Consider the following 26,582-nt stretch of genomic DNA (forward strand, 5'->3'; position numbering starts at 1 on the left):
TGCCGTCCTCGCCGCCGTGGGCGCGGCGGTCCTGGCGGCCGTCCCGGCTCTCGCCCGGTCCGCCGGGGGGCTGCTGCCGCCCGACCTTCCCGGGGTGCCGCCGTCCGCGGCCCTCGTCCTCCTGGCCGCAGCGGTGGTCCTCGTGCTCCTCGCCGACCGGGGTCTCGGCCGCATCGGCGCCGGGTCGCTGCGCTCGACCGGTGCGACGGCGTCCTACGCCTCGGCCTCCGCGGTGTCCATGGACTTCCGGGACCTCGGCCGGGCACTCGGTGGCCGGCCCCGGGCCCCGCGGCGCCCGCGCCGCTTCACCCGGGTCGTCGGCCCCTCGCAGGCCGTCGTCGCGGCCGACCTGCTGCTGCTCGCGCGCAGCCCCTGGCAGCTCGGCCAGCTCGTGGCGGCCGTCGCCCTCCCGGTCCTCGCGGTGCGCACGGAGGGGCTGGACCGGCTGCCGGTCGCCGGCGCCGTCGGCCTCCTGCTGGGGTGGCTGGCCGCGGCGGTGGCGGTCGGGCACCCGGCGCGGCAGGCGCAGGCCGCGCCCGCGCTCGACCGGCTCCTCCCGCTCTCCCCCGCGCGCGTGGTGGCCGCCCGGTGCGTCGTGCCGGCGCTCGCGCTGGCCGTCGTCTGCGGCTGCGGCGGCCTGCTCATCGGGCAGGGCAGCGGTGACGCCGCCGCCTGGGCGCTGCTGGCCCTCGGCACCGTCCCGGCCTGGACCGCGGCCTCGCTGCGCGGCGCCTACCGGCCCGAGCTGGACTGGGCCGGGCCGGTGGTCTCGACGCCCATGGGCATCATCCCGGCGGGCGCCGCCGCGACGACCGTGCAGGGCGTCGACGTGGGCCTGCTGGGCAGCCTGCCGCTCGTCGCCGCGCTGCTGCTCGGCGGGCACCCCGGACCGGGACTGCTCGCCGCGCAGTGGGGGTGGGCGGCCGCGCTGTGCGGGCTCGCGCTCACCGCGCTGGCGCGACGGCGGGCGAAGGCCTGGGACCGAGGTTCCGTTTGACACCGTGTCACCGCCCGGTGTCACATGGGTGGATGCCTGGCTACGACGTGCTCGCCATGGACGGCCTGAGCATCATCGGGACCGTCGGCTTCTTCGTGCCCGCGGCGATCCTCATCGCCGTCGTCGCCGGGGCGGTGGTCCGCGACCGGCGCCTCAGCGCGCGGGAGGCCGCCGAGGAGGCCACCCGTGAGGGCCTGGCGCGCGAGGCGCTGCCCGACGGAGACGCGCCTACTCCTCCTCGAGCTGACTGAGCGCGGTCTCGACCGCCGCCTCCACCTCGGTCGCCATCTCGGTGCGGAAGGCCGCGAGCATGGCCTGGGCCGCGACCGGCTGCAGCCGGGTGACCGTGGCCAGGATCTCGTCGAGCCGCTCCCGCGGGGCGCCGGCCTCGACGAACGCGCGCCACCCGGTGTCGACGAACATCTGCACGTAGGTGCGCGCGATCGCCCGCACGTGCTCGTTGACCTGCGCCTGGGCGGCGATGAGCGCCGCCGGCGGCACCCCCAGCCCGACCACCTGCAGCCCGGCCATCAGCAGCGCCGGGTCAAGCACCCGCAGCCGGCCGTCGTCCAGGCGCTGGACCAGCCCCAGCTCGACCAGCTGGTCGACCACCTCGGGCTGCTCCGGCACGCCCGCCCGGGCGGCGAGCTCGGCGCCCGTGGTGATCTCCGGCTCCGGTGGCAGCCACGGGGCCAGCAGCGCGCGGTGCAGCGCCAGGGTCGCGGAGCTGGCGGTCGGGGGCGCGCTGGCCAGCGTCCGCTCGATCATCGCCAGCGAGTAGCCCTCGGCCAGCATCTCGCGGACCAGCAGCAGGCGGGCGACGTGCTCCCGGCCGTAGTAGCCGGTGCGCCCGACCATGCGCGGCGGCGGGAGCAGCCCCCGGGCGGAGTAGGCGCGCACGTTGCGCACGGTGACGCCGACCCGGGCGGCGAGCTCGTCGACCGTCAGCTGCGGCTCGGACGTCTCTCGCGCCGGGTCGATCTGCGGTGCACTCACCCGCTCCTCCTTCCCGTCGTGACCACACGGTAAGCCGCTCGTTCTATGTATCAGTTGTCGATGTCACCGTGATGGGTGTTCCATAGCCCCATGCCTCGAGGGGATGCCATGCCACTGGCCGCAGAAACCCGACCCGCCGGCGGAGCCGCCATCGGCGAGGTCCTCCTCGCCACCGGGATCGGCCTCGGTCTCACCGCGGTCCTGCTCGCGCTGGTCTGGATGCACCGGACCCGCCGCTCGGCGGTGCTCACCCGGGTGGGTGACCGCCTCGGCTCCGCCACCGGCGTCCCGGCCTGGGTGGCGCTCCCGACCGTCCTCACGACGATCTCGCTGCTGGTGGCCCTGCTCGGGATGCTGTGGGACATCAGCCTGCACATCGGCGTGGGCCGCGACGAGGGGCCGCTGGCCAACCCGGCGCACTTCCTCATCCTCTTCGGGCTCTTCGGCGTCTTCGCCGGAGGCCTCCTGGCGTGCGCGATGCCGCTGGACGAGAAGCCCGGCCCGGCGGCGGTGCACTTCCTGCGCGGCTGGGACGTCCCCGTCGGCGGGGTCATCCTCACGGCGGCCGGCTTCTACGCCCTCCTCGGCTTCCCGCTCGACGACGTCTGGCACCGGCTGTTCGGCCAGGACGTCACGCTCTGGGGCCCGACCCACCTGATGCTCATCGGTGGCGCCGGCCTGTCGATCATCGGCCTGCTGCTCCTGGAGCAGGAGGGCCACGGCGGGCTCTCCACCGACGACGGTGACCGCAAGGTCGGCCAGACCGCGCGCTTCATCCGCCAGGCGTCGGCCATGGGCGGCCTGCTCCTGGGCCTGTCGGTGTTCCAGGGCGAGTACGACTTCGACGTCCCCCAGTTCCGGCTGGTGCTCGAGCCGCTGATGATCGCCGGCGCCGCCGGTCTCGCGCTGGTCGCCGCGCGGCTGTTCATGGGCCGCGGCGGGGCGCTGGCGGCCGTCGCCTTCTTCCTCGTGATCCGCGGCGGCATCTCGCTGATCGTCGGCGTCGGCTTCGGCGAGATCACGCCGTCGTTCCCGCTCTACCTGGGCTCGGCGATCATCGTGGAGCTGCTCGCCCTGTCGGTGTCGCTGGCCCGCCGCCCGCTGGTCTTCGGCGCCGTCGCCGGCGTCCTGGTCGGCACCGTCGGGCACGCGACCGAGGCCGGCTGGACCCAGTTCACCCAGACCCTCGGGTGGACCAGCGACATCCTGGTCGAGGGCACGCTGATGGCGGTCGTCGGCGGTGTCGTCGGCGGTCTGCTGGGCGCGCTGCTCGCCTCCGGCCTGCGCCGCCGCCTCCCCCGCCCCGCCGTCGCCCGCACCGTCGTCGTCGGCTCGCTGGTCGTGCTGGCGGCCGCCGTCGCCAACGGGCTGGTGGCCACGGTGCCCGACGACGTCGAGGCCACGTTCGGCATCGAGGACGTCGAGACCGACCCGCGGACGGCGAACGTCACCGTGGAGATCGACCCGGCCGACTTCGTCGACGACCCCGCGTGGGTGCAGATCACCGCGTGGCAGGGCAACGGCCTGGTCGTGACCCCGCTGGAGCGCACCGGCGAGGGCACGTACCGGACCACCGAGCCGGTCCCGCTGCACGGCACCTGGAAGACGCTGCTGCGCATCCACGACGGCCGCACCCTGACCGCGGTGCCGATCTACCTGCCGGCCGACGAGGCCATCGGCGAGGACGAGCTGCCGGCCGAGGACGGCATGACCCGCTCGGCCATCCCGGAGATCGAGATCCTGCAGCGCGAGCTGAAGGACGCCACGGGCAGCCTGTGGACGATCTCGAACCTGGTCGTGCTCGCCTGCACCCTCGCCCTCATCGCCGCCATCTCCTGGGGCGTCGGGCGCTACGCCCGCCGGGCCAGCGTGCGGGAGCCCTACGCCGACGCACCGGCCGACAGCCCTGCCGAGGGCACGACGCAGGGCAGCGTGGGCCGATGAGCCGGCGGTCCCTCGCCGTCCCGCTGCTCGCCCTCCCCCTGCTGCTCGCCGGCTGCGCCGGCACGGAGGCCCCCGAGGCCGCCGAGCCGAGCGCGGCCACGAGCAGCGCGCCGGAGAGCAGCGCGCCGGACAGCACCAGCGCGGCCCCCACCACCCCGGCCGAGGCCGCCGGGACGGCTCTGGAGGTCCAGGTCGCCGGTGGCCAGGTCACCGGCGACACCGGACGAGTGCCGGTCCCGCTCGGGGACCGGGTGACCGTCACGATCACCAGCGACGCCGCTGACGAGGCCCACCTGCACGGCTACGACGTGCTGGCCGACCTCGCCCCGGGCGCGCCGGCGGAGCTGGTCTTCGACGCCACGATCCCCGGGGTGTTCGAGCTGGAGCTGCACGACGCCGGGACGGTGCTGCTCACGCTGCAGGTCTCGTGACCCTGCTGGCACACGGGGTCGGGTCGCGCACCGATCTCCCGATCCCGCTCGGCCTGGCCCTGTACGGGGCCGGCGCCGCGATCCTGATCAGCTTCGCCGCGCTGCTCCTCTTCTGGCGCACGCCCAGGCTGGGCGGGCCGGACGGCGGGCGGCCGCTGCCGGGGGGCGTCCAGCGGTTCGTGGACAGCGCCGCCACCCGCCGCCTGCTGCAGGCGGTGGCGCTGGCCCTGCTGGTGCTGGTCGTGGCCGCGGCGGTCGCCGGGCCGGCGGAGACCCGGCGCAACCTCGCCCCGTGGGTTCTCTACGTGACCTTCTGGGTGGGGCTGGTGCCGGCCAGCCTCCTGCTGGGGCCGGTCTGGCGGGTGGTCAACCCCCTGCGCCTGCTGCACGCGGTCCTGCGCCCCGTCGTCCGCACCGCCCCGGGCGCCGACCGCCTCCCGGCCCTCGGGCTCTGGCCGGCCGCGGTGTCCCTGGTGGTCTTCCTGTGGTTCGAGCTGGTCTTCCCCGGCCGCGCGGAGCCCGGGACCGTCGCCGCCTTCCTGGTCGGCTACACGGTCGTGCACACCGCGCTGGCCCTGTGGTTCGGCGAGGGCTGGTTCGCCCGGGGCGACGGCTTCGAGGTCTACTCCGCGCTGGTCGCGCGGCTGTCCCCCTGGGCCCGGCGGGCCGACGGCCGGCTGGTGGCGCGCAACCCGCTGGCCAACGCCTCCGCGACGCCGGAGACGCCCGGGCTCGCCGCGGTGGTCGTCGTGCTCCTGGGGTCGACGGCGTTCGACGGCCTCTCCCGGACCGCGTGGTGGCAGAGCGGCCCCGGGGCGGCGAACGACTCGCTCTCCGGCACGGTCGGGCTGGCCGGGAGCATCGCCCTGGTCGCCGCCCTGTACCTCGTCGGCACCCGGCTCTCCGGCCGCCTCGCCGGCCAGCCGGTGGCCGTGCAGCCGGCCCGGTACGCGGCGAGCGTCATCCCCATCGCGCTGGGCTACACCGTCGCCCACTACTTCAGCCTGCTGCTCCTGGACGGCCAGACGACGTGGATCCTGGCCAGCAACCCCTTCGGCACGCCCGGGGTCGACCTCTTCGGCACCTACGGCAACGTCGTGGACCTGACCGCCGTCAGCCCCGACACCATCGCCTACGTGCAGGTGGGCGGGGTGGTCGCCGGCCACGTCGCGGGCGTGACCCTGGCGCACGAGCGCGCGCTGCTCTCGGAGCGGCACGCACGGGCCTCCGACCAGCTGCCCCTCGTGGTGGTCATGGTGCTCTTCACGGTGGGCGGTCTCGGCCTGCTGTTCGGTTTCTGACCTGCGGCGACGACCTCCCCGGACGGGTGATGCCGCTCGGCGGGGGCTACAGCCGCGCCGCCGGACGCCCGATGTCCTCGATGACCCACCGGCGTCCCGCCGGCCCTGCCCGTCGAGTCCAGAGGAGCGCTCCCGTGATCGCTGTCACCTGCCGCAACGGCGAGCACTTCTCCGTCGACCCGGACACCATCGAGCGCATCGAGAAGCGCGCCGACACCCTCGTCGTCCTCGTGGACGGCACCCACTTCGTGACCGAGACCGACTTCGACGAGCTGCTGCACACCATCAGCGCCCACCGCGCCGGGGCGCTGGTGACCCGGGCGCGGCTGGTCAACGGGTACGCCGCGATGCCGAACGCCAGCCGGCTGGCCCGGCGGCACGGCTCGGGCACCGCCGGCAGCTGAGGGCGCCGCGGCGCGCCCCGGGCAGCGCTGGGCCACGAACCGACCGGTCGGCCGGTAAGCTCCGCCGACCCCATCGGCGCTGCCTGGAGATGCCCGTTGATCGAGCCGCTGACGAAGGCCCCGCTCCCGCCCGCCCTGCTCGGCCCGGAGGAGGCCGTGGACCTCGCCGGCACGCTCACGACCTGGCGCACCGTCGACCGGCGCCTGGTGCACAAGACGGCGCTCACCGAGGTGCTGGTCACCGACCTGCGGCCGCTGGGCGAGGACCTGTTCGCCCTCGCCTCGCAGTGGCCGAGGCAGCACGCCCTCTTCCAGCCCTCGCCGGACGAGGCGCCGAACCCGCTGCTGTTCGTCGAGACCCTCCGGCAGGCCGGCATCTACCTCAGCCACGAGCGCCTCGGGGTCCCGCTGGACCACCAGTTCGTCTTCGAGTCGATCTCGGCCGAGTACCTGCGGCCCGGCCCGCGCCCCCGCACCGACCGCGAGACCGTCGTCGTGCTGGCCGTCCGCACCGACGTCCGGCGCCGGGCGGGCCGTGCCAGCGGTGCCCGCCTGGAGATCGAGGCCTGGGCCGGCCCGGAGCGCATCGCCACCGCCGTCGCGGCGTACCGCTGCCTCCCTCCGCAGGTCTACGGCCGGCTGAGGTGGTCGTCGCTCGCGACCACGCCTCCCCCGGCGCTCCCCGCCCCCCGGCGCTCCGCCGAGTCCGTCGCGCAGCCGCAGGCGACCTCCGCGCTGCTCGACGTCGACACCCGCCACCCGACGTTCTTCGACCACGGCGGTGACCACCTGCCCGGCATGCTGCTGATCGACGCAGCGCTGAGCGCGGCCCGGCCCGCCCACGTCGCCTCGGACCGGCCGTGGGGGTTCGACCTGCGCTTCGAGCGGTTCGCCGAGCTGGGCGTGCCCACCACGGTCACGACCCGCCCGACGCCTGCCGGTGTCGCGGTCGCGCTGACCCAGCCGGCCGGCGTGGTCGCCGCCGGGACGGTCTCCGGTGGCTACCCGGCGGCGGGAGAGCCGGCGTCGGCCGGTCCCGTGGCCGCCGTCGGGCGCAGCTGAGGCAGGACCAGCTTCCAGAAGTTCTCGAGCCGCGCGAGCAGGTCGCGCCGGTTGGTGAGCTCCCACGAGACCTGCTGCATGCCGAAGAAGCTGGCCACGATCGCCTGCGCGGTCCCCTCGGGGTCCACGGCCGGGTTGACCTGGCCGCGCCGCTGCCCCTCGGTGATCAGCGAGCAGAGGGCGCCCTGCCAGCCGACGTAGGGCTGCGGCAGCTTGGCCAGGGCGTCGGGCGGGAGCTCGGCGAGCAGCCGCTTCGCCGCCTGCGTGGTGAGGTCGGTGCTGAACTGCTCCGCCGCCTTGTAGGTGACGGCGACGAGCGCGTCGAGGGCGTCGTCGTGGGCGGCGATGACGGCACCGAGCATCGGCGGCCAGCTGGCGTACATCTGGCGCACGATGTCGAGGGCGATCTCCTCCTTGGAGGGGAAGTGCCAGTAGACCGCGCCCTTGGTCATCCCTGTGCCGGCGACGATGTCGGTCAGCGAGGCGCTGGCGTAGCCCCGCTCGCTGAAGAGCGCCGCGGCGGCGTCGACGATGAGGCGGCGGGTGGCGGCGCTGTCGCTCGCCCGCCCGCGGGGTCGACGCCGGGCGGTCGCAGCGCCGGGCTGCGACGTGTCCACCGGCTCGACCACCACCACATGCCTCCATCGGTACCGCATCCTCGCGATGGGCGAGCGTAGCGGTACGAGCTGTGAAAACCGGCCTCCTTCTCATCTCGCGGGGTGAGAAAGGCGACAGGCCCCGTCCCCTCGGCGCCGCGGGGACGGGGGCCGGTCGACCGGGGTGACCGGATCAGCGGCGGCGCGGCTTCTCCCCGAGCCCCAGCACCTCCATCGTCCGGGCCGCCATGCCGGCCTCGCCGAGGGCGTTGGGGTGCACGATCACCGGGTTGGTGCCCTGCAGCACCGGCTCGACCCAGCGGGTGCCGATCGGCTGGCAGGCGTCCCGGCCCTCGGAGACCTGCGACAGGTCCACGTAGACGGCGCCGGTCTCGGCCGCCGCCCGCCGCACGACGTCGTTCAGCGTGGCCTGCAGGTCGCGCAGGTAGGGCACGTCCCCCTCGGCCACCGGCATCTTGTCGAAGCAGCCCTTCTCCTTCGGGAGGATCCAGGGGTAGCCCAGGATCGCGACCTCGGCGTCCTCCGGGATCCGTGCGCGGACGTCCGTCAGGGCCTGGACGAGGGCGGGGTACGTGGTCGTCAGCACCGTGTTCTTGTACGAGTCCCCGTACTTGTCCTTGCACGGGCTGCCCTTGCCGAGGGTGGAGAGCCCGGCGACGCCGCAGGACAGGATCGAGTTGATGAAGACGCTGCTGTCGTTGCCGCCGATCGTCATGGTGACCAGCTGGGTGCCCTGGCCGAGCGCCTCGAGCTGCGGGGCGACGCCGGGGTACTGCGAGCCGGCGAAGTCGCCGGTGTCGGCGCCGCCGCAGGTGACGTCGGTCAGCGTGGCGCCGATCTGCGCCGCGATGACGTTCGGGTAGTTGCGGATCGAGCGCAGGCACTGCGGCGGGGCCGTCGGGTCGGGCGGGAGGACGCCGGAGGCCGCGCTGTAGGAGTCACCGAGGGCGACGTACTGCAGGGGCGCCGGCGGCGCCTTGGGCTTCGCCTGCGCCGCGGGGGCGACGAGCAGGCTCAGCAGGACCGCGGCGACGGCGAGAACACAAGCGGCGAGACGGCGCACGTCTCCTCCAGTCGAGTGGGGGGCACTGTGCGCGGAACAACGGCCGAGACGGTTGATGGTTACGCGCGTCACAGGTAGTTGCCGCCGGAAACGCAGCAGGCCGCCCTCCGGACGGAGGACGGCCTGCTCGATCGGGTGGAGCTGAGGGGACTCGAACCCCTGACCCCCACACTGCCAGGGCGGCTGAGTGGGGTCCAGGGCGGTACGCCAGAGTTCATTTGCGCAGGTCAGAAGGTTGCGTTGTCATCTGCGGACTCCTGCGGACGACCATGAATACCGTCGTCAGGCCACCATGGTGGCACCACACGGCAGCCGCCTGACCGACCGTTGAGCGCCGCCTGAGCAGCTGACGATCGGACGGCCTCCTCACCTCGGGGCTCGTGATGCGCTCACCTGGACGATGCACGGCTATTTGGTCATACTTCCGACCATGACGACTCTGTCGCTCGCGGACGCCAAGGCGCACCTGTCGGCCCTTGTGGCCCGGGTCAGCGGCCAGCACGAGCGGGTCTACGTGACGGTCCACGGCAAGCCGTCGGCCGTCCTGGTGGCGACGGAGGATCTCGAGTCGCTTGAGGAGACGATCGAGATCCTGGCCGATGCCGAGACGATGCGGCGATTGCACGCCTCGGATACCGAGCTGGCCCGTGGCGATGTGGAGACGCGCGAGGAGCTGGACGCGGCCATGCGTCGGCGCCTCGGCTCCGGTTCGTGACCGAGGAGCGGGCGGACTACGACCTAGCGATCACGCCGACCGCCCGCCGCCAGCTCGCCGAGAACCTGCCCGAGGCGGTCGCCGCGGCCGCATATAAGTTCATCACCGGCCCGCTGCTGGACAACCCCCATCGGGTCGGCAAGCGGCTTCGTCCCCCGCTCGAGGACCGGCACAGCGCGCGCCGCGGCACCTACCGGGTCATCTACCGCATTGACGAGGACATCCACACGGTGACCGTCGTCGATGTCGCCCATCGTCGAGATGCGTATCGCTCCGGCCATTGACCACCTGTCGCTACGTTACTGCCGAGGACAGAATCACCAACCGCCAGATTGCGAGTTCGCTGGTGTGCGGTTCGCGGTTGTCCGCCCCCGTACGGATGTGCAGGTCAACGAGGCAGGCCGGTCGGGGGCGAACGGTGCTGGATGACCGTGAACGCCATGCTGTGGCACACACGCTGGCACACAACACCACCAGTCGAGGCGATTGGCTGCCCTCCGCCCGGTCCGCGCCCTCGCCGTCTTTCCAGCCTGAGGCGGAAAAGCTCGTCAAGCCGATCGGCCAACCAGGCGAGCCGGGCCCGAATGGAGCGAGCCTGCAATCCCGCGCCGGCCGCGGTGAGGATCAGCGCGGTTCTTCGAGCGTCAAGCGTGGACGGAACACGCAGGAGACCGGTCGATTGGGCTCGGTCGACGAGCCGACTGGCCGTGGAGGGCGCCACGTCGGCCACGCGGGCGACGTCGCCGATGGTGACTTCCTGGCTGGCGGCGGCCCCCCGAGCGCATGCCTCGACCACGAGCAGGCTCGACATCTCGACCGGAGCGTCGTCCTCCGTGATGATTTTGTAACTGGGTGCGCTCCAGACCCACAGGTCCGGTGGACGGCCTTGCTCACCTAACAGTCAGACCACAGCGCCGTCCTCGCGACGCGGACTGGAGGTCCGCCGCCCGGCGGCGACCGGAGCCTCGGGCCGCGGCGGCCAGCGTCGGTCCAAAGCCACGGTGAGCGGGACGGCGACCGACACCGTGGAGATGGTGCCGGCGATGGTGCCGAGGATCAGAGCGAGGGCGAAGCCGGTCAACGAGTCGCCGCCGAGGGCGAGCAGGGCTGTGACGGTGGCCGCGAAGAGCGTGTGCGGGAGCGCGAGGTAGACGAGGACTGGCCCGTCGGCGCACCGCACGATCGGCCGCAGGTCCTCGGCGGAGGTGACGTCGGCGGCCACATACCGCAGCTGGCGGCACAACGCCGCCCGATGGGCGAAGTCGACCTCGGCGGCGTGCTCGGCGAGTGCAGCGGCAGCCTGCTGCCTGAAGGCGTCATCGTCCCCATCCTCACGGCCGACGCCGATGATGGTGAGGGCGTCGGGCAGTCGGCCCGCGCGCTGCAGATGCGCGAGGGCCGGCAGAAGGTAGCGCCTGCTCAGGTCACCGCCGGCACCGAGGAGCAACAGGGTCGAGGGCACCGGTCCTACCTCTCCGCGTCTTGGTCCGCTGCGCCGGGGCCGCTCAATTCTGGATGGCAGCAAACGCCAGGCAGGCCAGGGTCAACAGCAGGCCGGCGCCGAGGGTGATGCGAGCCATGTAGGCGTGGCGCATGGTCGTTCCTCCGTCGTAAGCGTTCAGACCCAGGCGAACCGTTCGGTGTGGATGCGGTCGGCGGGCACGCCGATCGTGGGAAGAGCGGCTTCCATCGCGTCGAGCATCGGGTTGGGGCCGCAGGCGAAAAACTGGAACCGCCGGTACCCGGAAGGCAGGTGGCGGCGCAGCACGTCGACGGTGACGTACCCGGTTTCCCCAGTCCAATCCGAAGGTGGCTGCTCGAGCACGTGCACGACCCGCAGGTTCATCCGGTCGGTCAGCTCGTCGAGTTCCGCACGGAACGGGATACTGTCCCAGTCCCTGTTGGCGGCGAAGAGCACCACGGGCCGGACGTCGCCGCGATCGGCCAGCGTCCGAACCATGCTCATCGCCGGGGCGAGACCGACGCCGCCGGCGATCAGGACGTACCCGGCACCCTCGTACTGGTCGATCGAGAACGCCCCATGCGGGCCATCGACGTAGACGGTGGTGCCCGGTGCCACCCCGCCCACGGTGGAGGTGAAGTCGCCGGCGGCCTTGATGGCGACGGCGATCGTGCCGCCGTCCTCGGCGCTGGAGGCCAGGGAGAAGGGGTGGGAGGTGACGGTGAACGGGGACCGGCCGACGGTGATCCAGGCGAACTGCCCCGGGGCGAACTGCAGTCCGTCGTGCCCCTCGGCGCGGAGGGCGAGGACGGTGGTGCCTCCGGGCTCGGGGACGACCCGGTCCACGGTCCAGGGCCGGCGGCGCAGCCGCAACGGCCGCAAGATCCGCACCCAGATCAGCAGCCCGACGAACGTCGCCGACATCAGGCCCCAGAGCACCTGCTTCCCAACGCTGTCGACGTAATAATTGACCAGCAACACATGAATCAGGGCGGCGAGGACCGCAACGACCGCCAGGACGGCGTGCGTCAGCTGCCAGGCCTCGTAGGACAGCCACAGCCGCCGGCGCCACACCGACGTCGCTACCAGGACGAGCAGGGCGAGCGCCGCCGCCACCCCGAACCGGACCCGCCACGGCGTGTCCGGAGAGAACAGGGCGGCGACCAGGCCCCAGTCCGCCGACAGCGCCACATGGACCATGACGAAGGTCAGTCCGATGTAGCCGATGTGCCGGTGGAACTGGACCACCGCGTCGGTGCCGAACGGCTCAGCCACCGCGCGGATGCGGGCGACGAGCGCGAACTCCACCCCCATCAGCGCCAGCCCGACAAAGCCGAGCGCGACGGAGAAGTCGGTCCAAAAGCCCTGTCCCGCCCGGTTGGTGCCCACCAGCGCGAACACCAGCGGAGCCAGGCAGATCCCGACGAACACCGCCAGCCAGACGATCCCGCGGGCGACCGGCCTCATGCCGCGCTCCCTGGCGTGCTACCGGCGAGCCCACCGGCCTTCCGGCGGGGTCCGTATCGGGAGCGGAAGAGCAGGTAGGCGACCGGCCCGGCGAGGATGGGCAGCCAGTAGGAGGCCAACCTATACATCAGCGTGGCCAGGACCGCCTGACCGGTGGCCACGCCGGCGAGCGTGAGGGTTCCGTACAGGCCGGCCTCGACGAAGCCGAGCCCGCCAGGGGTGATGGGGATCATCCCCAACAGCAGGGCGGAGGCGAAGACCAGCAGCACCAGCGAGGGGTGCGGACGGCTGCTGCTGGCGGCCAGGGCCGCCAGCAAGGACAGGTAGTCGAAGCCGAGCTTGCCGGCCACGGCCAGCAGCGCCTTCCACCAGCCGGCGCCGAGTACCGCGCGCACGGCGTTGCGCTCCTGCAGCAACCGCTGCGGCAGCCCCGTTGACGGCGGACGGCGGCGGACCAGCCGGTTGCGCAGGGACTGCACGGCTCCGGCCGCGGCGACCAGCGGCCGGTCGGCGACCAGCACGGCCGCGCTGAGAGCGGCGACCAGCACGAAGACGGCCCCACCGAGGATGGCTGACTGGAGCAGGGTGCGGGGTACGTAGACGCCGGTGAGCACCGCGGGCAGGGCCAGCACCGGCAGGAAGAGGACGCTGGCGGTCTGCAACACGGAGAAGGCGGTCAGCCCGGTGACCGCGGTGGCCGGTTCGATGCCGGCGCGGCCGAGCATGCGGAACTGCAGCGCCGCGCCGGCGGCCGCGCCGCCGGGCACGACCCGGCTGAACGCGTTACCCGACAGCTGGGCGGTCGCCACCGGGAACCAGGCGGTGGTGCGCAGCGCCATCCGCTGCAGCACGAGCAGGCAGCAGACGCTGGCGACCTGCCCGGTGACGACGGCGGCGAACCACCCTGGGGCGATGTCGGACAGCTTCGGCCAGGACGCGAAGACCTCGGTGACTTGCGGCGCGAACAGGTACAGCGCTACCCCCATCACCGTGAGCAGGAGCACCCGCCCGACGCGGATCCGCCCGACCGGCGTCCGGGTGATCCGCTCAGCTCGCGTAGCCCCCACCCCCCCAGTCGGCCGGCCCGCTCACGGGCGACCGCGCCGGCCAATGGGGCTGAAGCGGCCGGGGGCGGCCCCGCCGGCCCGGATCAGGTGCATGACGGCGTTGATCAGCGCCAGGTGAGAGAATGCCTGCGGGGTGTTGCCCAAATGCCGGCCGCTGTGCGCGTCCAGCTCCTCGGCGAGCAGCCCCAGGTCGTTGGCGTGGTGCAGCAGCAGCCGGCACAGGTCGTCGGCGCGGGCGGTCTCGCCGATCTCCACCAGCGCGGAGACCAGCCAGAACGAGCAGATGACGAAGGTGCCCTCCTCGCCGGACAGGCCGTCGTCGGTCTCCTCGACCCGGTAGCGCAGCACCATCTCGTCCTCGGTGAGCTCGTCGGCGATCGCCAGCACGGTGGCCCGCGCCCGCGGGTCCTCGGGCGGCAGGAAGCCCATCAGCGGAATTAGCAGCGCCGAGGCGTCCAGCGCGGTGCTGCCGTAGAACTGGGTGAACACGCCGCGTTCATCGACGCCGGAGGCGCAGACGTCGGCGTGGATCTCCTCGGCGGCCGCGCGCCAGCGCGCGGCCTGCTCAGTGGCGCCGCAGAGGTCAGCCAGCTTGGCGCCGCGGTCGGCGGCCACCCAGCAGAGCACCTTCGAGGAGGTGAAGTGCTGCAGCGCGCCGCGGACCTCCCAGATGCCGGAATCGGGATGCCGCCAGTGCACCAGCGCCTGCTCGACCTGCCGTTCCACCAGCGGCCACAGCCGGTCGGGCAGGGCGCCCACGGCGGTGGTGTGCAGGTAGATGGAGTCCAGCAGCATACCCCAAACGTCGTGCTGGGCCTGATCGTAGGCGCCGTTGCCGATCCGCACCGGACGGGAGCCGGCGTAGCCGGACAGGTGCTCGAGCTCGACCTCGGTCAGCGTCCGCTCGCCGCCGATGCCGTACATGATCTGCAGTCGGTCGGTCTCCCCGCCGGCGACCTCGGCGATGAAGTCGAAGAAGTCGCCCGCCTCCGCGGTGAACCCGAGCGTGTGCAGGCCCCACAGCGTGAAGGCGGCGTCGCGGATCCAGGTGTAGCGGTAGTCCCAGTTGCGCTGCCCGCCGAGCTCCTCGGGCAGGGAGGTGGTCGCTGCGGCGACCATCGCGCCGGTGGGCGCGTACACCAGCCCCTTAAGCGTCAGGGCGCTGCGCTGCATGTGCGCCCGCCAGGGATGGTCGGGAAAGGTGCCGCCGGCCAGCCAGTCTCGCCAGTACGTGCCCGTGTACTCAAGCCGCTCGTGTGCCTCGGCCACCGAGCCAGGTGGTGCGGCGCCGGCCCAGGACAGGGCAACGACGGCCTCCTCACCGGCGGTCAGGACGGTGCGCCAGCCCACGCGGGCGCCCTCCGCCAGTAGCGGCCGGTCACTGGTCAGACGCAGCGAGAGCCCTGAAACGGGGTCGCTCGCCGACGCCTGTCCTTGCGTGGCGGGATCCAGCTGCCAGGCCGGCGCATGGCGGCCGTAGTCGAAGGCGGGGGTGCAGTCCACGCTCAGCTCGACACTGCCATGTTCGCAGCGGGCGGTGCGCAGCAGGACGTGCGCGGCCCGCTGGCCTGAGGCCTCGCGGCGGTAGGGCGGCAGGTCGCCGCAGGCGTCGTCGTCCCAGGGGGCGACCAGCAGCGCGTCGGTCACCGTCAACCAGCCGGAGCTTGTCATGTACGTCGTCTCTAGCACGAGCGTGCCCGGCAGGTAGCGTCGGGTGACTGGTACCGAGGTCTCCGTGGGGGCCAGCGTGAAGGTGCCGGCGTCGCGGTCGAGGACTGCGGCGAACAGGCTCGGCGAGTCCATCCGCGGCGCGCACAGCCACTCCACCGCACCGCGGGAGGTCACCAGGGCGATGGTCTCCCCGTCGGCGAGAAGCGCGTAGTCCTCGATCGGCGGAAAGCCCTGGGTGCGGTCGACATGTGTGTCCCGGGGCGAAGAGTCCGGACGGCTCATGACGGGTCGGCCGGCGAGCTGGAGACCGCCGCCGGGTCGTAGGTCGCCACCGGCACCTGCAGCGTCACCGACCCGGCGCCGGTGAAGGTGAAGGTGATCTCCACGCTGGTCCCGCTGCGCAGCTCCTCTCTGAGCCCGGTCAGCTCCAGGTGCGGGCCGGCCACGTCCTGCAGGTCCGCCACCCCGCCGGCCGGCACCGGCACGTCGATCGACGACGTCGCGGCCTCCCCGCCCTGGCGGAGGACGACCTCGGCGGCCTCCTCGCTGCTGACAGCGGATAGCGTGTCGTCGGCGTCGCCGTCGTTGGCCACCGTCAGCAGCAGCTCCGCGCCGCCTTCGGGCGTGTGGGTGCTGCCCCGCTCACCCGGCGAGGCGATGTACACGTGCAGCAGCCGCAGGTCACCGACCTGCCCCTCGACGCTGTCGAGATCCGGACGGCCCACGCTCGGACTCAACGGCGAGCCGTGCTCGGCCTCGTCCTCGCCGCACCCTGCCCCCACCAGTCCGACGATCAGCAGCAGCAACAGCAGAGGAGCGGCGGTGGGAACCCAGCCCGTGCCGCGATCGACATGGAGCATTACGCCCCTCCCAACGCATCTCGCCTGACCGACGGACGAGCTCAAACGGTGCGGTCGGTTGCTCGACCCCGGAGCCTCTTACCCTGGTGACACCGTCGGAACCCTCGTTCGAACACCGTCCTCGTCGCCGGGTATGTCCACGTATTCGGCGGGTACCAGTCGCAGGGGCCGAGCAGACGGCGCTGCAGGACGGTCCCGGCAGAGCCGGTCGACGTGACTCGGATCCGCGCAGCGCGCCGGGCCCATGAGTTGTTCCACTGGGTGCCTGCGGGGTAGACGTCGTCGAGCGAAATGGGGGGAGACAGCGCGTGTCTCACTTTTGTGCTTAGCGTGTCGACGTCACGTCCGCGGACCCCACGGGGCACGTGCCCGCAGATGCAGCGATCAGTCCTTTACTCGGCTCGAACCCGCACGCCCTCGCCACGCATTGAATGAGTGAGAACGCCTCGACCAAGCGCGAAAGGCGTGTCAGGTCCCCTGCCTTCAGTTCCGGCCAACCCACGCCCGGAGGTACTGACAATGGCGGCACACGTGTTCGAGCAACTGAACAGACTCGTCGGTTCAGCGGTATCGGGATCGAGTCTCGCGGATCTGTCCAGATCGAAGCGGCAGGCCCTGCGGGACTCCTTCTTGATGCCCGACGCTCTCGACCTCGAGGCCGTGCACTCCAGCGAGGAATTGCAAGACATCAATGTCGTCGTCGTGGGCGGTGGGTTCGCCGGACTTTCCGCGGCCTGGTACCTGAACCGCTGTGGGGTGCTGGTCGCCGTACTCGAGGCCTCGGAGCGGCTCGGCGGTCGGGTGCGCACCGACCGGGACTTTGTTGCGAACAGGACTGTCGAGGCGGGCGCCGAGCTGATCGGGGCGAACCATCCCATGTGGAACGACCTGGCCGACACCTTCGGATTGCAGCTCATCGAGGTTAGCGAGTCCGACCCCCGAGTACGGATCGGAGACCACGACCTCACCCACGATGAAAAGAAGCAGGTGTACGACGAACTGTTGGACGTCATCGACGTGATCGGTCAGGACGCGAAGGACATCGACCCAGTACATCCGTGGCTCTCGCCAGGCGCCGCCGCCTTCGACGCGATGACCGTCGCCGAGCGGCTCGACGAGTTACTCGGGGCCGCCGGCTCGCTGACTCGCTCGGTCATTGACTTTCAACTAGGCAACGACAACTGCGCGCCACCCTCGCAGCAGAGCTACCTCGGGCTGCTCGCGCTCGTAAGCGCGGGCCGCGTCGATGATTGCGACGAGACGACGAGCTTGCGCGGCTACTGGGACTACACCGAAACTTTCCGCTGCAGCGGCGGCAACGATCAGCTGGCAGCCATGCTGGTCGGCGACATCGACGCGGACAACGTGACCCTGAACGATCCAGTCACCGACATCGCGGTCCGGGAGGACCGAGTCGACTTCACCACCGCATCGGGCACCGGGACGTGCGACTATCTCGTGCTTGCGGTGCCGCCGACGGCATGGCCGTCCATCACCTCCCACCTCGAGTGGGATCCCGCCGAACGCACTATGACCCACGGGCCGGCCGTGAAGTACCTCAACAGCTTCGTCACCGCGTTCTGGGACGACTCAGGACTCACACCCAATGCGCTCGTGGACGGCATCGGGTCAGTGTGGGAGGGCACTGATAGTCAGCCTGTTGCGCCTGACGCGGAGTTCGCGCTGTCGGTCTACTCCGGCGGCACATTTATCCGTGACCGAAGCAGCTACCCGACGCAGCTCGCCTCGATCTTTCCGGGCTACGCGCCGGTCGATGAACGATTCGTGGACTGGCCGAATACGCCGGGCGTGCTGACCGGGTACTCGGTGCCCGCTCCGGGCGAGGTCACCACGGTTGGGCAGGCCCTGGCTGAGCCGCACGGCCGCATGTACCTGGCGGGCGAGCAGACCTGGATGCCGTTCTTCGGGTACATGGAGGGCGCGCTGCAGTCCGGGGCCCGCGCCGCCCGGGAAATCATCCGGCTCGAATGTCCGGAGGCGATGCCGTGATCGGCGCTGAAGCGGACGGCGAAGACCCCGGCGATCACCTCCTTGCCGCCGCGCACGGCGATCGCCATGGCCAGCGCGGTCTACGCCAGCTGCGCGTCGTGGGCTCACCGGGGCGAACCCTGTTTGACCTCAGCTCCTTGGGCCTCCTGTGCGTTCAGCTTGCCGGTCTCGAACACCAGCCGGACCGCGCCGGACTTGAAGTCCTCGTCGAGCTTCTGGTACTGCCTCGTCATCGCTGCCCTCCTCACAGACGCGATGTCTTCACGCTATGGGGGGAAGCTCAGCGCTGTCTCCATCGATTTGAGGGAGGAGCGCTGAGGCTCGCTGTCGGTGCGGACGGAGCCGAAGGACTCATTGTCGGGTGAATGCTCTCCGTCGCGCCGGGTATGGCCCGTGGCGGTTGAGCAGTCAGCCTCAAGCATGTGGCGTCCTTGGCAAGACTTCCGCTGGAGAGTTCGGACGGCGCCCATGGAGGGCTCTGGCCTCGGAGCGGGGTCACGGGACGAGGAGAAGGCGCATGAGTCAGTTGCTCGTGTTTGGGGTGGACAGCCCGCAGACCGCTGAGAAGGTCTTCGAGCTCGCCGGGGAACTCGATCGGCAGCAGTTGCTGGAGCTGGCCGACGCCGCCTGGGTGGAGCGGACTCCCGACGGGAAGATCAAGCTGCACCAGTCGGTCAACCTGACCGCGGCTGGAGCCAGCTACGGAGCGGCCAGCGGCGCGCTGTGGGGGTCGCTGATCGGACTGCTGTTGCTCAACCCGCTCGCCGGCGCCCTGGTGGGGGCGGGGGTGGGTGCCGGGTCGGGAGCCCTGGGTGGGTCGCTGGCCGATGTCGGCATCCCCGATGACCTGATCCGTGAGATCGGGCAGACCCTGCAGCCCGGTGGGGCGGCAGTGTTCTTCCTGGCCCGCAACGCCACCGTCGACCGGGTCGTTGAGGCGATCCGGCCCTACAACCCGACGGTGATCCAGACCAACTTGAGCCGCGACTCCGAGCGTGAGCTGGTCGCGCTTCTACAGCAGAACCACCCCGTCGGTGCCTCGGCGGCAACCGGGTTGTGACCCCATGTCGTCCCCGCGTACCACTCGAGACGGGGCGCCGTCTGCGGGTGTGTGCCGCCACGTGGTGGCCCGACCGCGGTCAGCAGTTGCGGCAGGCGTAGTCGCGGCTGCACTGCTCACCGGCGGCTGTACCGGCTCCGACTCCTCGGCTGACCAGCAGGCGTCCAGCGCCACGACGACCGCTCAGCAGCCTGCCGAGGCGGCCGCCGGAGGCCTGGAACAGGTGCCGCAGGTCCTCGCGCGGGCGCAGCCCAGCGTGGTGACCGTGCTGGTTGCCGGCGGAAACGGCAGCGGGGTCGTCTACACCGCCGACGGGCTCATCCTCACCAACGAACACGTCGTGCGCGGCGCCTCGGACGTGGAGGTGGCCTTCGCCGACGGGCGGCGCGTCCCGGGCACCGTCACCGCCACCGACCCGGTCACCGACCTCGCCCTGGTGCAGCCCGACCGGCGCGACCTGCCACCGGCGGAGTTCCGCACCGACCTGCCCCAGGTGGGCACCCTCGCGGTCGTCGTGGGCAGCCCGCTGGGCTTTGCGAACACCGTCACCGCCGGCATCATCTCCGGCCTGCACCGGGAGATCCCTGGCAGCGCAGTGCAGTCCCAGGCGCTGGTCGACCTCATCCAGACCGACGCCCCCATCAGCCCGGGCAACTCCGGTGGCGCCCTGCTCAACGCTGCCGGTGAGGTGATCGGCATCAACGTCGCCTACATCCCACCCCAGGCCGGCGCGGTCGCCCTCGGCTTCGCCATCCCGGCGGCAACCGCCGTCGACATCGCCGACCAGCTGCAACGTTCCGGTCGCGCCCAGCACGCCTATGCCGGGCTCGTGCCCGTGCCGATCACCCCGGAGATCGCCGCGCAGCTGGGGCTCGGCGACCTGGAGGGGGTCATCGTCGCCGCTGTCGCCGCCAGCGGCCCGGCCGAGCAGGCGGGCTTGGCCCCCGGCGACGTCGTCACCGCAGTGGACGGGGAGCCGACGCCCACGCCTGAGGACTTCCTCGCCGCGCTGCGCCCGCACAGCCCCAGCGACGTCCTGACCCTGACGGTCACCCGCCCCGGTCAGAGAGAACGCGAGGTCGAACTCACGCTCGTGGACCGACCCGTCACCAGCAACCCCTGAGGGCACTGCCGCCCTCGGCACAGTCGCCGCCCGACGCAGTCTCGTTGGCCGGCGCGGGAGCCTCCGCCCACAGGTCGGGAGCGGAGCCGATCAAGGAGACAGCGTGACCGACATCAGTAGCCTGACCTGGACGCTGACCATCGTGCTCGTCCTCGCCCTGCTGGCCGTGGACCTCGTCCTGGCCGCGGTCCGTCCGCACCGGGTCGGCTTCCGCGAGGCCACCGCCTGGTCGATCTTCTACATCGCCGTCGCGATCGCCTTCGGGATCTGGTTCACCACGCAGTACGGCGGCGGACCGGGCACCGAGTACTTCGCCGGCTACATCGTCGAGAAGAGCCTGTCGGTCGACAACCTGTTCGTCTTCGTGATCATCATGACGACGTTCGCCGTCCCCGAGGAGCACCAGCACAAGGTGCTCACCTTCGGCATTGTGCTGGCGCTGGTCATGCGGGCCATCTTCATCGCGCTCGGCGCCACGCTGATCTCGCTGTTCTCCTTCATGTTCCTGCTGTTCGGCCTGCTGTTGATCTGGACCGCCGTCCAGCTGTTCCGGCACCGTGACGCGGACCCCGACATCGAGAGCAACGCGATGGTCAAGGCCGCCCGCCGCTTGCTGCCGGTGACCCCCGACTACGTCGGCGGCAAGCTGACCACCCGCGTCGACGGCCGGCGCATGGTCACCCCGCTGTTCATCGTGCTGATCGCGATCGGCAGCGTGGACCTGCTGTTCGCTCTCGACTCCATCCCCGCGGTGTTCGGGGTGACCGATGAGCCCTACATCGTCTTCACCGCCAACGCCTTCGCCCTGCTCGGCCTGCGCGCGCTGTTCTTCCTCGTCAAGGGACTGCTCGACCGGCTGGTCTACCTGTCCGCTGGGCTGGCGTTCATCCTGGCGTTCATCGGCGTGAAGCTGATCCTGCACTGGGCCCACGTCGACATCGACCCCAGCGTGCCCGAGATCCCCACCCCGCTCAGCCTCGGCGTGATCGTCGTGGTCCTGGCCGTCGTCACGGTGGCCAGCCTGCTCAAGACCCGCCGCGACCCCACCGCCAAGGCCCACCCCGGATCACTGCGCGCAACCGGAACCAAGGACCGGCACGCCCGTCCCGGGTCCACCGGCGAGGGAATCGGTGCCCACGGCTCCTGACGCACCAGCCCCCTGCGCGACCCTCCATGGGCGGTCCTGGTGGAGACCGGCGCCGATGCGCAGCCCTTGATCCATGCTGACGGGGACTCGTGAACGGTCTCGAGATCAGGTCTTACCTCGTCGGGCTGTACAGCGGCAGGTCGCCGATCAGAATCTCGGTGGACCGCAAGTCCGCAGGTGCGAGACGGATCAGCGAGCGGGACAAAATCCGGTTGATCGACGCGGAGAAAAGGCTCCCCACGAAGTAGCCCACCTCGTACGTGGTCTTCGGCTGTGACATCTCGGTCCTCCGTGACCATCGGGTGCTCCTACGGCCTTGACTGGCGTGTCCGGCTCTGCAAGGTGTGCGATGGGGAAGACACCGCCCCGTCGTCGACCGGCAGGAGCACGACGCCATGAGCACTCCGGGCACCGATCCGCAGTCCGGTTCCGGCCGCATCGTCGTGGGAGTGGACGGCTCGTCGCACTCGGAGGAGGCGTTGCGCTGGGCGCTCGGCCAAGCGCGGCTCACCGGCCAGCCGGTCGAGGCGGTCATCTCCTGGAGGATCCCGGCGGTCGGGGTCGATGGGGCCGGTGCCCTCATGGCCATCGACTGGGAAGGCGATGCGACCAGCATGCTGGAGAACACGGTCGCGAGGGCGGTGGACTCGTCGGATGCCGACCGGGTGTCCCAGCGCGCGGTCATGGGTCATCCGGGGCAGGTCCTGGTCGACGCGGCGGCAGATGCGGCTCTGCTCGTCGTCGGCAGTCGTGGCCGTGGCGGGTTCACGGGGATGCTGCTGGGCTCGGTCAGCCAGCACGTCATCGCCCGCGCCGCCTGCCCGGTCGTCGTCGTCCGCGGCCCCGTCGACCCACCGGAGTGACCGGACCGCGCGGGCGGACGGCCGGGTCGACGGCGACCTGGCCGTGCCGGTCTGCGGCCCGTTGGCCGATCGACGCCGACGTCAGACTGCTAAGGGCGTCCGCCAGTAGGGATGATCACCACGTTCGGCGTGGCTGGTCGTCGGGGGCAGGCACGAGGGCCACGCTCGCGAAGGTGCTGACGCTCCGTGAGCTGTGGACCGCTCGTGCCTGCCGTCCCATCGTGCATCCTTGACCCGCTGCGCGAGCAGTTCCTCGCGCTGCTGCCCACGCGTGTCGATGAGCACCCGCTGGGCTGTCACCGGCCGCGCATCGCCGACGCCGTGGTGTTCGACCACCTGGTCGCCGCGCTGGTGTTCGGCGCCGGCTACGACCGGATCGCCGACGCCGACTGCTCGGCCACCACCATGCGCCGCCGCCGGGACGAATGGATCAGGCTGGGCATCTTCGACCGGCTACGGCTGGCCTGCCTGGACGCCTACGACACGATGATCGGCCTGGACCTGGCCGACCTGGCCGTGGACGGCTGCACCACCAAGGCGCCCTGCGGTGGACAGTGCGCCGGTCGCAGCCCGGTAGACCGCGGCAAGGGCGGCATGAAGCGGTCCCAGCTGTGCGACGGCGCCGGCGTGCCGATGGCCACGGTGTCCGCGCCGGCCAACACCCGCGACGACGCTCTGCTCGGGGAGACCCTGGACGCGCTCAAGGACTTCCAACCCCTGCCAGCGGACGTGACCGTGCACCTGGACGCCGGCTATGACTACCGGCCCTGCCGGGAAGCCCTTGACGAGCGAGGCCTCGCCGGGCAGATCGCCGCGCGCGGTACACCCGCGCCGATCCAGGTCGGCCGGCGGTGGGTTGTCGAGCGGACCAACTCCTGGCTCAACGACTTCGGCCGGCTGCGTCGCTGCACCGAACGCCGCCAGGTCTGTGTTGACGCCTTCCTTGCCCTCGCTACCGCGATCGTCACAATCCGTGCGTTGCTGCGGGCCGCCTGGTACCGCTATCGATGGGACACCCGTCCAAGATCACCACGGATCCGCTGACCTAATGGCGGAGGCCCTAAGCGCAGTTCAGCGCTCGCGCTGATCGAACGGCCCGTCCGATCCGGCGGGGTACTCCTGGAGCGGAACCAGGTCCTTGGCCCATGCGTCGAGCACGGGTGTAACGACGCGCCAGGATTCCTCCGCTTCGTCACCGCGGATCGACAGGGCAGGGTCACGGTGGAACACGTCCAGCAACAGCCGACCGTAGGCGGGTAGTTCGGCCGGTTCGAGTTCAGCGGCGAGGGTCAGCGGGACCAGCGTGTGCGCGCGGGCGCCGACGCCGGACATCTCGACGACGACGCTCTCGGGCTGGAGCCCGAAGCGCAGCACGTTGGGTTGCGGGTCGCCGCGCATGCCACGGGGCAGGTGCGGCACCGGCCGGAAGTGCACCGCCACCTCCATCCGGTTCCGCCCGAGCGCCTTGCCGGTCCGGAGCCGGAACACGGTGCCGCGCCAGCGCCAGTTGTCCAACCGGAGTTCCAGCTCGGCGAACGTCTCCGTCCGGTGGGCCGGGTCGACGCCGTCCTCCTCCACGTACGCAGGAACGGATACGCCGTCGACGAGCCCGCTCGTGTAGCGGGCCCGACGTGTGTGACGGACGACGTCGTCGGCGCTCAGCGGGCGGATCGAGCGCAGCACGTCCACCTTGCGGTCCCGCAGGTCTCGGGCGTCGAGACTGATCGGCGGCTCCATCGCCACCAGGCAGAGCAACTGCAGCAGGTGGTTCTGCAGCATGTCCTTCAGCGCGCCGACGCCGTCGTAGTATCCGGCCCTACCCTCCAGGGCGAGCGTCTCGTCCCAGACGACGTCGATCTCCGCGATGTGCGCGCTGTTCCAGATTGGCTCCAGCACCCGGTTGGCCAACCTGGTGCCGAGGACGTTCTGCACGGTCGTCATGGCCAGGAAGTGGTCGACGCGGAACACCGATTCCTCAGGGACGACCCGGGCGAGCAGGGCGTTCAGCTCGACCGCCTGGGCGAGATCCTCACCGAACGGCTTCTCCAGCACGATCGAGCTCCCCTCCGGCAGCCCGGCACCGTGCAGCGCCGAGACGGTGGGGGCGAACAGGAACGGCGGAAGGGCGAGGTAGGCCGCGATCGGCTCGGCACCCCGGACTACGGCGCGCAGGGCGGCCGGGTCGGTGACGTCGGCCCGGTGGTACTCGGCCGCCGACACGATCGCGTCCCGGTCAGCGGCCGGGAACTGCCCCCCGTGCTGACCGAGCTGGGCACGCGCCCACCCGCGGAACTGCTCGTTCCCCCAGTCCTCCCGGCCCACGCCGATCAGCCGGAACCCGTCGCCGAGGTGCCCGCCGTTGCCCAGCGCCGCAAGCCCGGGCAGGAGGTATCGCGCCGTCAGGTCGCCGGTGGCCCCGAGGAGGACGAAGCGCTCGATCACCTCCCCCTCCTCATCGCCCTGGCCAGGTTCACCCCGCTGGCGATCACTCCGATGTGGCTGAACGCCTGGGGAAAGTTCCCGGTGAGTTCACCGCTCGACGGGTCGATCTGCTCCGACAGGAGGCCGAGCGGGCTCGCCCTGGCGCACAGCGACGCGTACAGCCCCTCGGCCTCATCCAGCTTCCCCTGGAGTACCAGGTTGTCGACGAGCCAGAAGCTGCACAGCAGGAACGCACCTTCGTCACCGGCGAGCCCGTCCGGGGACTCGTCGTGCCGGTAGCGGTAGAGCAGGCCGTCGCCGGCCGACAGTCGCTCGGCGATCGCGGCGGTCGTGGCGACCATCCTCGGGTGATCGGCCGGGATCACGCCGCGCAGCGGGAGCGCCAGCAGGCTGGCATCTAGGCTGTCGCCACCGTCGAGGTGCTCGGACAGGGTTTTCGCGTCCTCGTTCCACGCCCGCGTCAGGATGGTCTCCCGGAGATCGGCGGCCTCCCTCCGCCAGCGCGCGAGGGGTCCGGCGAGACCGAGTTGCTCACCTGTCGCCGCGGCCCGGTCCAGCGCCACCTGGCACATGGCGGCGGAGTAGGTGAACACCCGGCCGCTGCTGCGCACCTCCCAGATGCCCTGGTCCGGCTGCCGCCACGCCCGGCCGGCGGCGTCGGCGATGCCGCTCAGCCCACCCCACAGGGCGGGGTCGAGCCGGCCGCCCGCCTTGACCCACTGGTCCGCGCAGTCGAGGACCTCGCCGTAGACGTCGTGCTGGCGCTGGTCGGCCGCGCCGTTGCCCCAACGCACCGGCGCCGAGCCGCGATATCCCTCGAGCTCGACGTCCTCCCATTCGTCGGGGATCGGGTCGCCGGCGATGGTGTACATGATCCTCGGCTGCCGGCTCCGCTCGAACGCGTCGAGGACCCAGCCGAGGTAGGCATCGGCCTCGTTGACGAAACCGATCCGGCGCAGCGCGAAGACGGCGTAGGCGGCATCGCGGACCCACGTGTAGCGGTAGTCCCAGTTGCGGATCCCCCCGACGGGCGCCGGCAGGGACGACGTCGGCGCCGCGACGAGCGACCCGTGCGCCCAGTGGTCGCAGAGCTTGAGCGTGATCGCCGCCCGCCGGACCATGTCCGGCTGCGGGCCGTCGTAGGAGAAGCCGGTCATCCACCGCCGCCACCCGTCGGCCGTCTCGGCGAGCCTCGCCTCGGCGTCGAGCGGGTGGTGCCGATGCAAGCGGCCCCACGAGAGGACCAGGTCGAGCCGATCGCCCTGCTGCAGGTCGTGGGTGCTCAGCAACCCGGGAAGCGGGCGATTGGACCGCAGGTGCAGCCGCAGTCCCGGCTGGCGGGCGCACTCGACGGCCAGGCCGTTGAACGCCGGGCGGGGCTGCGCGCCGCCGCGCGGCTGCACGGCGACGCGGAGCCGGACGTACCCGGAGAGCACCACCGCTGAGCGGACGAGTTCACCGCGGTCGGCGGGGGCATCGTCGGTGAGATCGGCCCCGGAGCGCAACGCCAGGGCGTCCGTGAGTCGCACGAGCCCGGTGTCGCTGCGCAGCTCGGTGATCAGGACGCCGGTGTCCGGCTCGTATCGCTGCCGCGCCTCGACCAGCCGTTCCGGTACCACGATGAACGAGCCGCCGCGAGCAGAGTCCAGCAGTGAGCAGAACAGCGGTTCGGAGTCGAAGTCGGGGACGCACATCCACCGGATAACACCGTCGAGTCCGACCAACGCCGCGGTCGCTCCGTCGCCGATCAGGCCGAGGTCGGCCAGTGGCGGGTAGCCGTCGTGGAGCCGGATCGGCCGGAAGCCGGGATCGAGGTCGAGCACCGCGGACCCTCCTAGAACTTGATGAGCACCTTGACCACGTCGTCGAGTTTTGTCTTC

Annotated in this window: 26 protein-coding genes; 15 read left to right on the top strand and 11 right to left on the bottom strand. The window is 71.7% G+C overall.

The window, feature by feature from the left end:
• Positions 1-997, top strand: a 997-nt coding sequence (locus E4P43_RS19770; protein ID WP_209313719.1) for a DUF6297 family protein, incomplete at its 5' end; no start/stop codon positions are given.
• Positions 998-1,029: 32 nt separating this feature from the next.
• The gene (locus E4P43_RS04050; RefSeq protein WP_135144156.1) at positions 1,030-1,248 is read left to right on the top strand and encodes a hypothetical protein; all 219 of its coding nucleotides are present in this window, start codon (positions 1,030-1,032) and stop codon (positions 1,246-1,248) included.
• On the opposite strand, the gene E4P43_RS04055 is transcribed toward E4P43_RS04050, so the two are convergent.
• On the bottom strand, positions 1,226-1,993 hold the full coding sequence (locus E4P43_RS04055; protein WP_209313720.1) for a MerR family transcriptional regulator: 768 nt from the start codon (positions 1,991-1,993) through the stop codon (positions 1,226-1,228). The two genes, E4P43_RS04050 and E4P43_RS04055, sit on opposite strands and share 23 nt — an antisense overlap.
• 108 nt (positions 1,994-2,101) lie before the next feature.
• Here E4P43_RS04055 and E4P43_RS04060 point away from each other — a divergent pair, with 108 nt between their 5' ends.
• The 5 genes from E4P43_RS04060 to E4P43_RS04080 all read left to right on the top strand — a co-directional run bounded on the left by E4P43_RS04060 (position 2,102) and on the right by E4P43_RS04080 (position 7,135).
• A complete protein-coding gene (locus tag E4P43_RS04060; protein WP_135144157.1) occupies positions 2,102-3,937 on the top strand; it encodes a hypothetical protein in 1,836 nt (611 codons plus the stop codon).
• Positions 3,934-4,368, top strand: a complete 435-nt coding sequence (locus E4P43_RS04065; protein WP_135144158.1) for a hypothetical protein — start codon at positions 3,934-3,936, stop codon at positions 4,366-4,368. Before E4P43_RS04060 ends, E4P43_RS04065 begins: the two co-directional genes overlap by 4 nt.
• Entirely contained in the window at positions 4,365-5,669 is a 1,305-nt protein-coding gene (locus tag E4P43_RS04070; protein ID WP_135144159.1) for a hypothetical protein, read from the top strand. The genes E4P43_RS04065 and E4P43_RS04070 overlap by 4 nt, the downstream gene beginning before the upstream one ends.
• A 134-nt stretch (positions 5,670-5,803) precedes the next feature.
• A complete protein-coding gene (locus E4P43_RS04075; protein WP_167759057.1) occupies positions 5,804-6,073 on the top strand; it encodes a flagellar FlbD family protein in 270 nt (89 codons plus the stop codon).
• A 96-nt stretch (positions 6,074-6,169) separates the two neighbouring features.
• Positions 6,170-7,135 carry a ScbA/BarX family gamma-butyrolactone biosynthesis protein gene (locus E4P43_RS04080; RefSeq protein ID WP_135144161.1) on the top strand — a complete coding sequence of 322 codons (966 nt, stop codon included), beginning with the start codon at positions 6,170-6,172 and terminating at the stop codon, positions 7,133-7,135.
• On the opposite strand, the gene E4P43_RS04085 is transcribed toward E4P43_RS04080, so the two are convergent.
• Entirely contained in the window at positions 7,075-7,752 is a 678-nt protein-coding gene (locus tag E4P43_RS04085; RefSeq protein WP_167759058.1) for a ScbR family autoregulator-binding transcription factor, read from the bottom strand. The genes E4P43_RS04080 and E4P43_RS04085 overlap by 61 nt on opposite strands.
• 172 nt (positions 7,753-7,924) lie before the next feature.
• A complete protein-coding gene (locus E4P43_RS04090) occupies positions 7,925-8,815 on the bottom strand; it encodes an SGNH/GDSL hydrolase family protein (protein WP_135144163.1) in 891 nt (296 codons plus the stop codon).
• 430 nt (positions 8,816-9,245) lie between these two features.
• On the opposite strand from E4P43_RS04090, the gene E4P43_RS04095 reads away from it, so the two are divergent.
• Together E4P43_RS04095 and E4P43_RS04100 are read left to right on the top strand one after the other, a co-directional pair.
• Positions 9,246-9,530, top strand: a complete 285-nt coding sequence (locus E4P43_RS04095) for a type II toxin-antitoxin system Phd/YefM family antitoxin (protein WP_135144164.1) — start codon at positions 9,246-9,248, stop codon at positions 9,528-9,530.
• Complete coding sequence (locus E4P43_RS04100) at positions 9,527-9,814, top strand: type II toxin-antitoxin system RelE/ParE family toxin (RefSeq protein WP_091382421.1); 288 nt, start codon at positions 9,527-9,529, stop codon at positions 9,812-9,814. The genes E4P43_RS04095 and E4P43_RS04100 overlap by 4 nt, the downstream gene beginning before the upstream one ends.
• A 617-nt stretch (positions 9,815-10,431) precedes the next feature.
• On the opposite strand, the gene E4P43_RS04110 is transcribed toward E4P43_RS04100, so the two are convergent.
• From E4P43_RS04110 to E4P43_RS04130, 5 genes are all read right to left on the bottom strand, one after another.
• Complete coding sequence (locus tag E4P43_RS04110) at positions 10,432-10,992, bottom strand: hypothetical protein (protein WP_209313721.1); 561 nt, start codon at positions 10,990-10,992, stop codon at positions 10,432-10,434.
• Between the two features lie 156 nt (positions 10,993-11,148).
• Positions 11,149-12,459 carry a ferredoxin reductase family protein gene (locus tag E4P43_RS04115; RefSeq protein ID WP_091382417.1) on the bottom strand — a complete coding sequence of 437 codons (1,311 nt, stop codon included), beginning with the start codon at positions 12,457-12,459 and terminating at the stop codon, positions 11,149-11,151.
• On the bottom strand, positions 12,456-13,526 hold the full coding sequence (locus tag E4P43_RS04120; RefSeq protein ID WP_135144166.1) for a flippase-like domain-containing protein: 1,071 nt from the start codon (positions 13,524-13,526) through the stop codon (positions 12,456-12,458). Before E4P43_RS04120 ends, E4P43_RS04115 begins: the two co-directional genes overlap by 4 nt.
• Before the next feature lie 21 nt (positions 13,527-13,547).
• Positions 13,548-15,479, bottom strand: a complete 1,932-nt coding sequence (locus E4P43_RS04125) for a glycoside hydrolase family 15 protein (protein ID WP_135144167.1) — start codon at positions 15,477-15,479, stop codon at positions 13,548-13,550.
• Positions 15,476-15,922, bottom strand: a complete 447-nt coding sequence (locus E4P43_RS04130) for a copper chaperone PCu(A)C (RefSeq protein ID WP_167759059.1) — start codon at positions 15,920-15,922, stop codon at positions 15,476-15,478. The genes E4P43_RS04125 and E4P43_RS04130 overlap by 4 nt, the downstream gene beginning before the upstream one ends.
• 666 nt (positions 15,923-16,588) lie before the next feature.
• Here E4P43_RS04130 and E4P43_RS04135 point away from each other — a divergent pair.
• Positions 16,589-18,067 carry an NAD(P)/FAD-dependent oxidoreductase gene (locus tag E4P43_RS04135; RefSeq protein ID WP_158548616.1) on the top strand — a complete coding sequence of 493 codons (1,479 nt, stop codon included), beginning with the start codon at positions 16,589-16,591 and terminating at the stop codon, positions 18,065-18,067.
• Positions 18,068-18,171: 104 nt separating this feature from the next.
• Here the strand turns inward: E4P43_RS04135 and E4P43_RS20760 are convergent, their stop codons facing one another.
• Positions 18,172-18,300: a hypothetical protein gene (locus E4P43_RS20760; protein ID WP_255363698.1), complete on the bottom strand. Its 129-nt coding sequence runs from the start codon at positions 18,298-18,300 to the stop codon at positions 18,172-18,174.
• Between the two features lie 284 nt (positions 18,301-18,584).
• Here E4P43_RS20760 and E4P43_RS04140 point away from each other — a divergent pair, with 284 nt between their 5' ends.
• The 5 genes from E4P43_RS04140 (at position 18,585) to E4P43_RS04165 (ending at position 23,304) form a co-directional block, all read left to right on the top strand.
• The gene (locus tag E4P43_RS04140) at positions 18,585-19,127 is read left to right on the top strand and encodes a DUF1269 domain-containing protein (RefSeq protein WP_091382410.1); all 543 of its coding nucleotides are present in this window, start codon (positions 18,585-18,587) and stop codon (positions 19,125-19,127) included.
• Between the two features lie 223 nt (positions 19,128-19,350).
• Entirely contained in the window at positions 19,351-20,250 is a 900-nt protein-coding gene (locus tag E4P43_RS04145; protein ID WP_209313722.1) for a trypsin-like peptidase domain-containing protein, read from the top strand.
• A 103-nt stretch (positions 20,251-20,353) separates the two neighbouring features.
• Positions 20,354-21,397, top strand: a complete 1,044-nt coding sequence (locus E4P43_RS04150; protein WP_135144170.1) for a TerC family protein — start codon at positions 20,354-20,356, stop codon at positions 21,395-21,397.
• A gap of 395 nt (positions 21,398-21,792) precedes the next feature.
• Entirely contained in the window at positions 21,793-22,260 is a 468-nt protein-coding gene (locus tag E4P43_RS04160; RefSeq protein ID WP_091382406.1) for a universal stress protein, read from the top strand.
• Positions 22,261-22,464: 204 nt separating this feature from the next.
• Positions 22,465-23,304 carry an IS5 family transposase gene (locus E4P43_RS04165; RefSeq protein WP_091382404.1) on the top strand — a complete coding sequence of 280 codons (840 nt, stop codon included), beginning with the start codon at positions 22,465-22,467 and terminating at the stop codon, positions 23,302-23,304.
• A gap of 27 nt (positions 23,305-23,331) precedes the next feature.
• On the opposite strand, the gene E4P43_RS04170 is transcribed toward E4P43_RS04165, so the two are convergent.
• Complete coding sequence (locus E4P43_RS04170; protein WP_091382403.1) at positions 23,332-24,702, bottom strand: glucose-6-phosphate dehydrogenase; 1,371 nt, start codon at positions 24,700-24,702, stop codon at positions 23,332-23,334.
• Entirely contained in the window at positions 24,699-26,525 is a 1,827-nt protein-coding gene (locus E4P43_RS04175; RefSeq protein ID WP_091382401.1) for a glycoside hydrolase family 15 protein, read from the bottom strand. The genes E4P43_RS04170 and E4P43_RS04175 overlap by 4 nt, the downstream gene beginning before the upstream one ends.
• Between the last annotated feature and the right edge of the window lie 57 nt (positions 26,526-26,582).

This window comes from Blastococcus sp. TF02A-35 (genome assembly GCF_004571075.1).
Classification (GTDB): Bacteria; Actinomycetota; Actinomycetes; order Mycobacteriales; family Geodermatophilaceae; genus Blastococcus.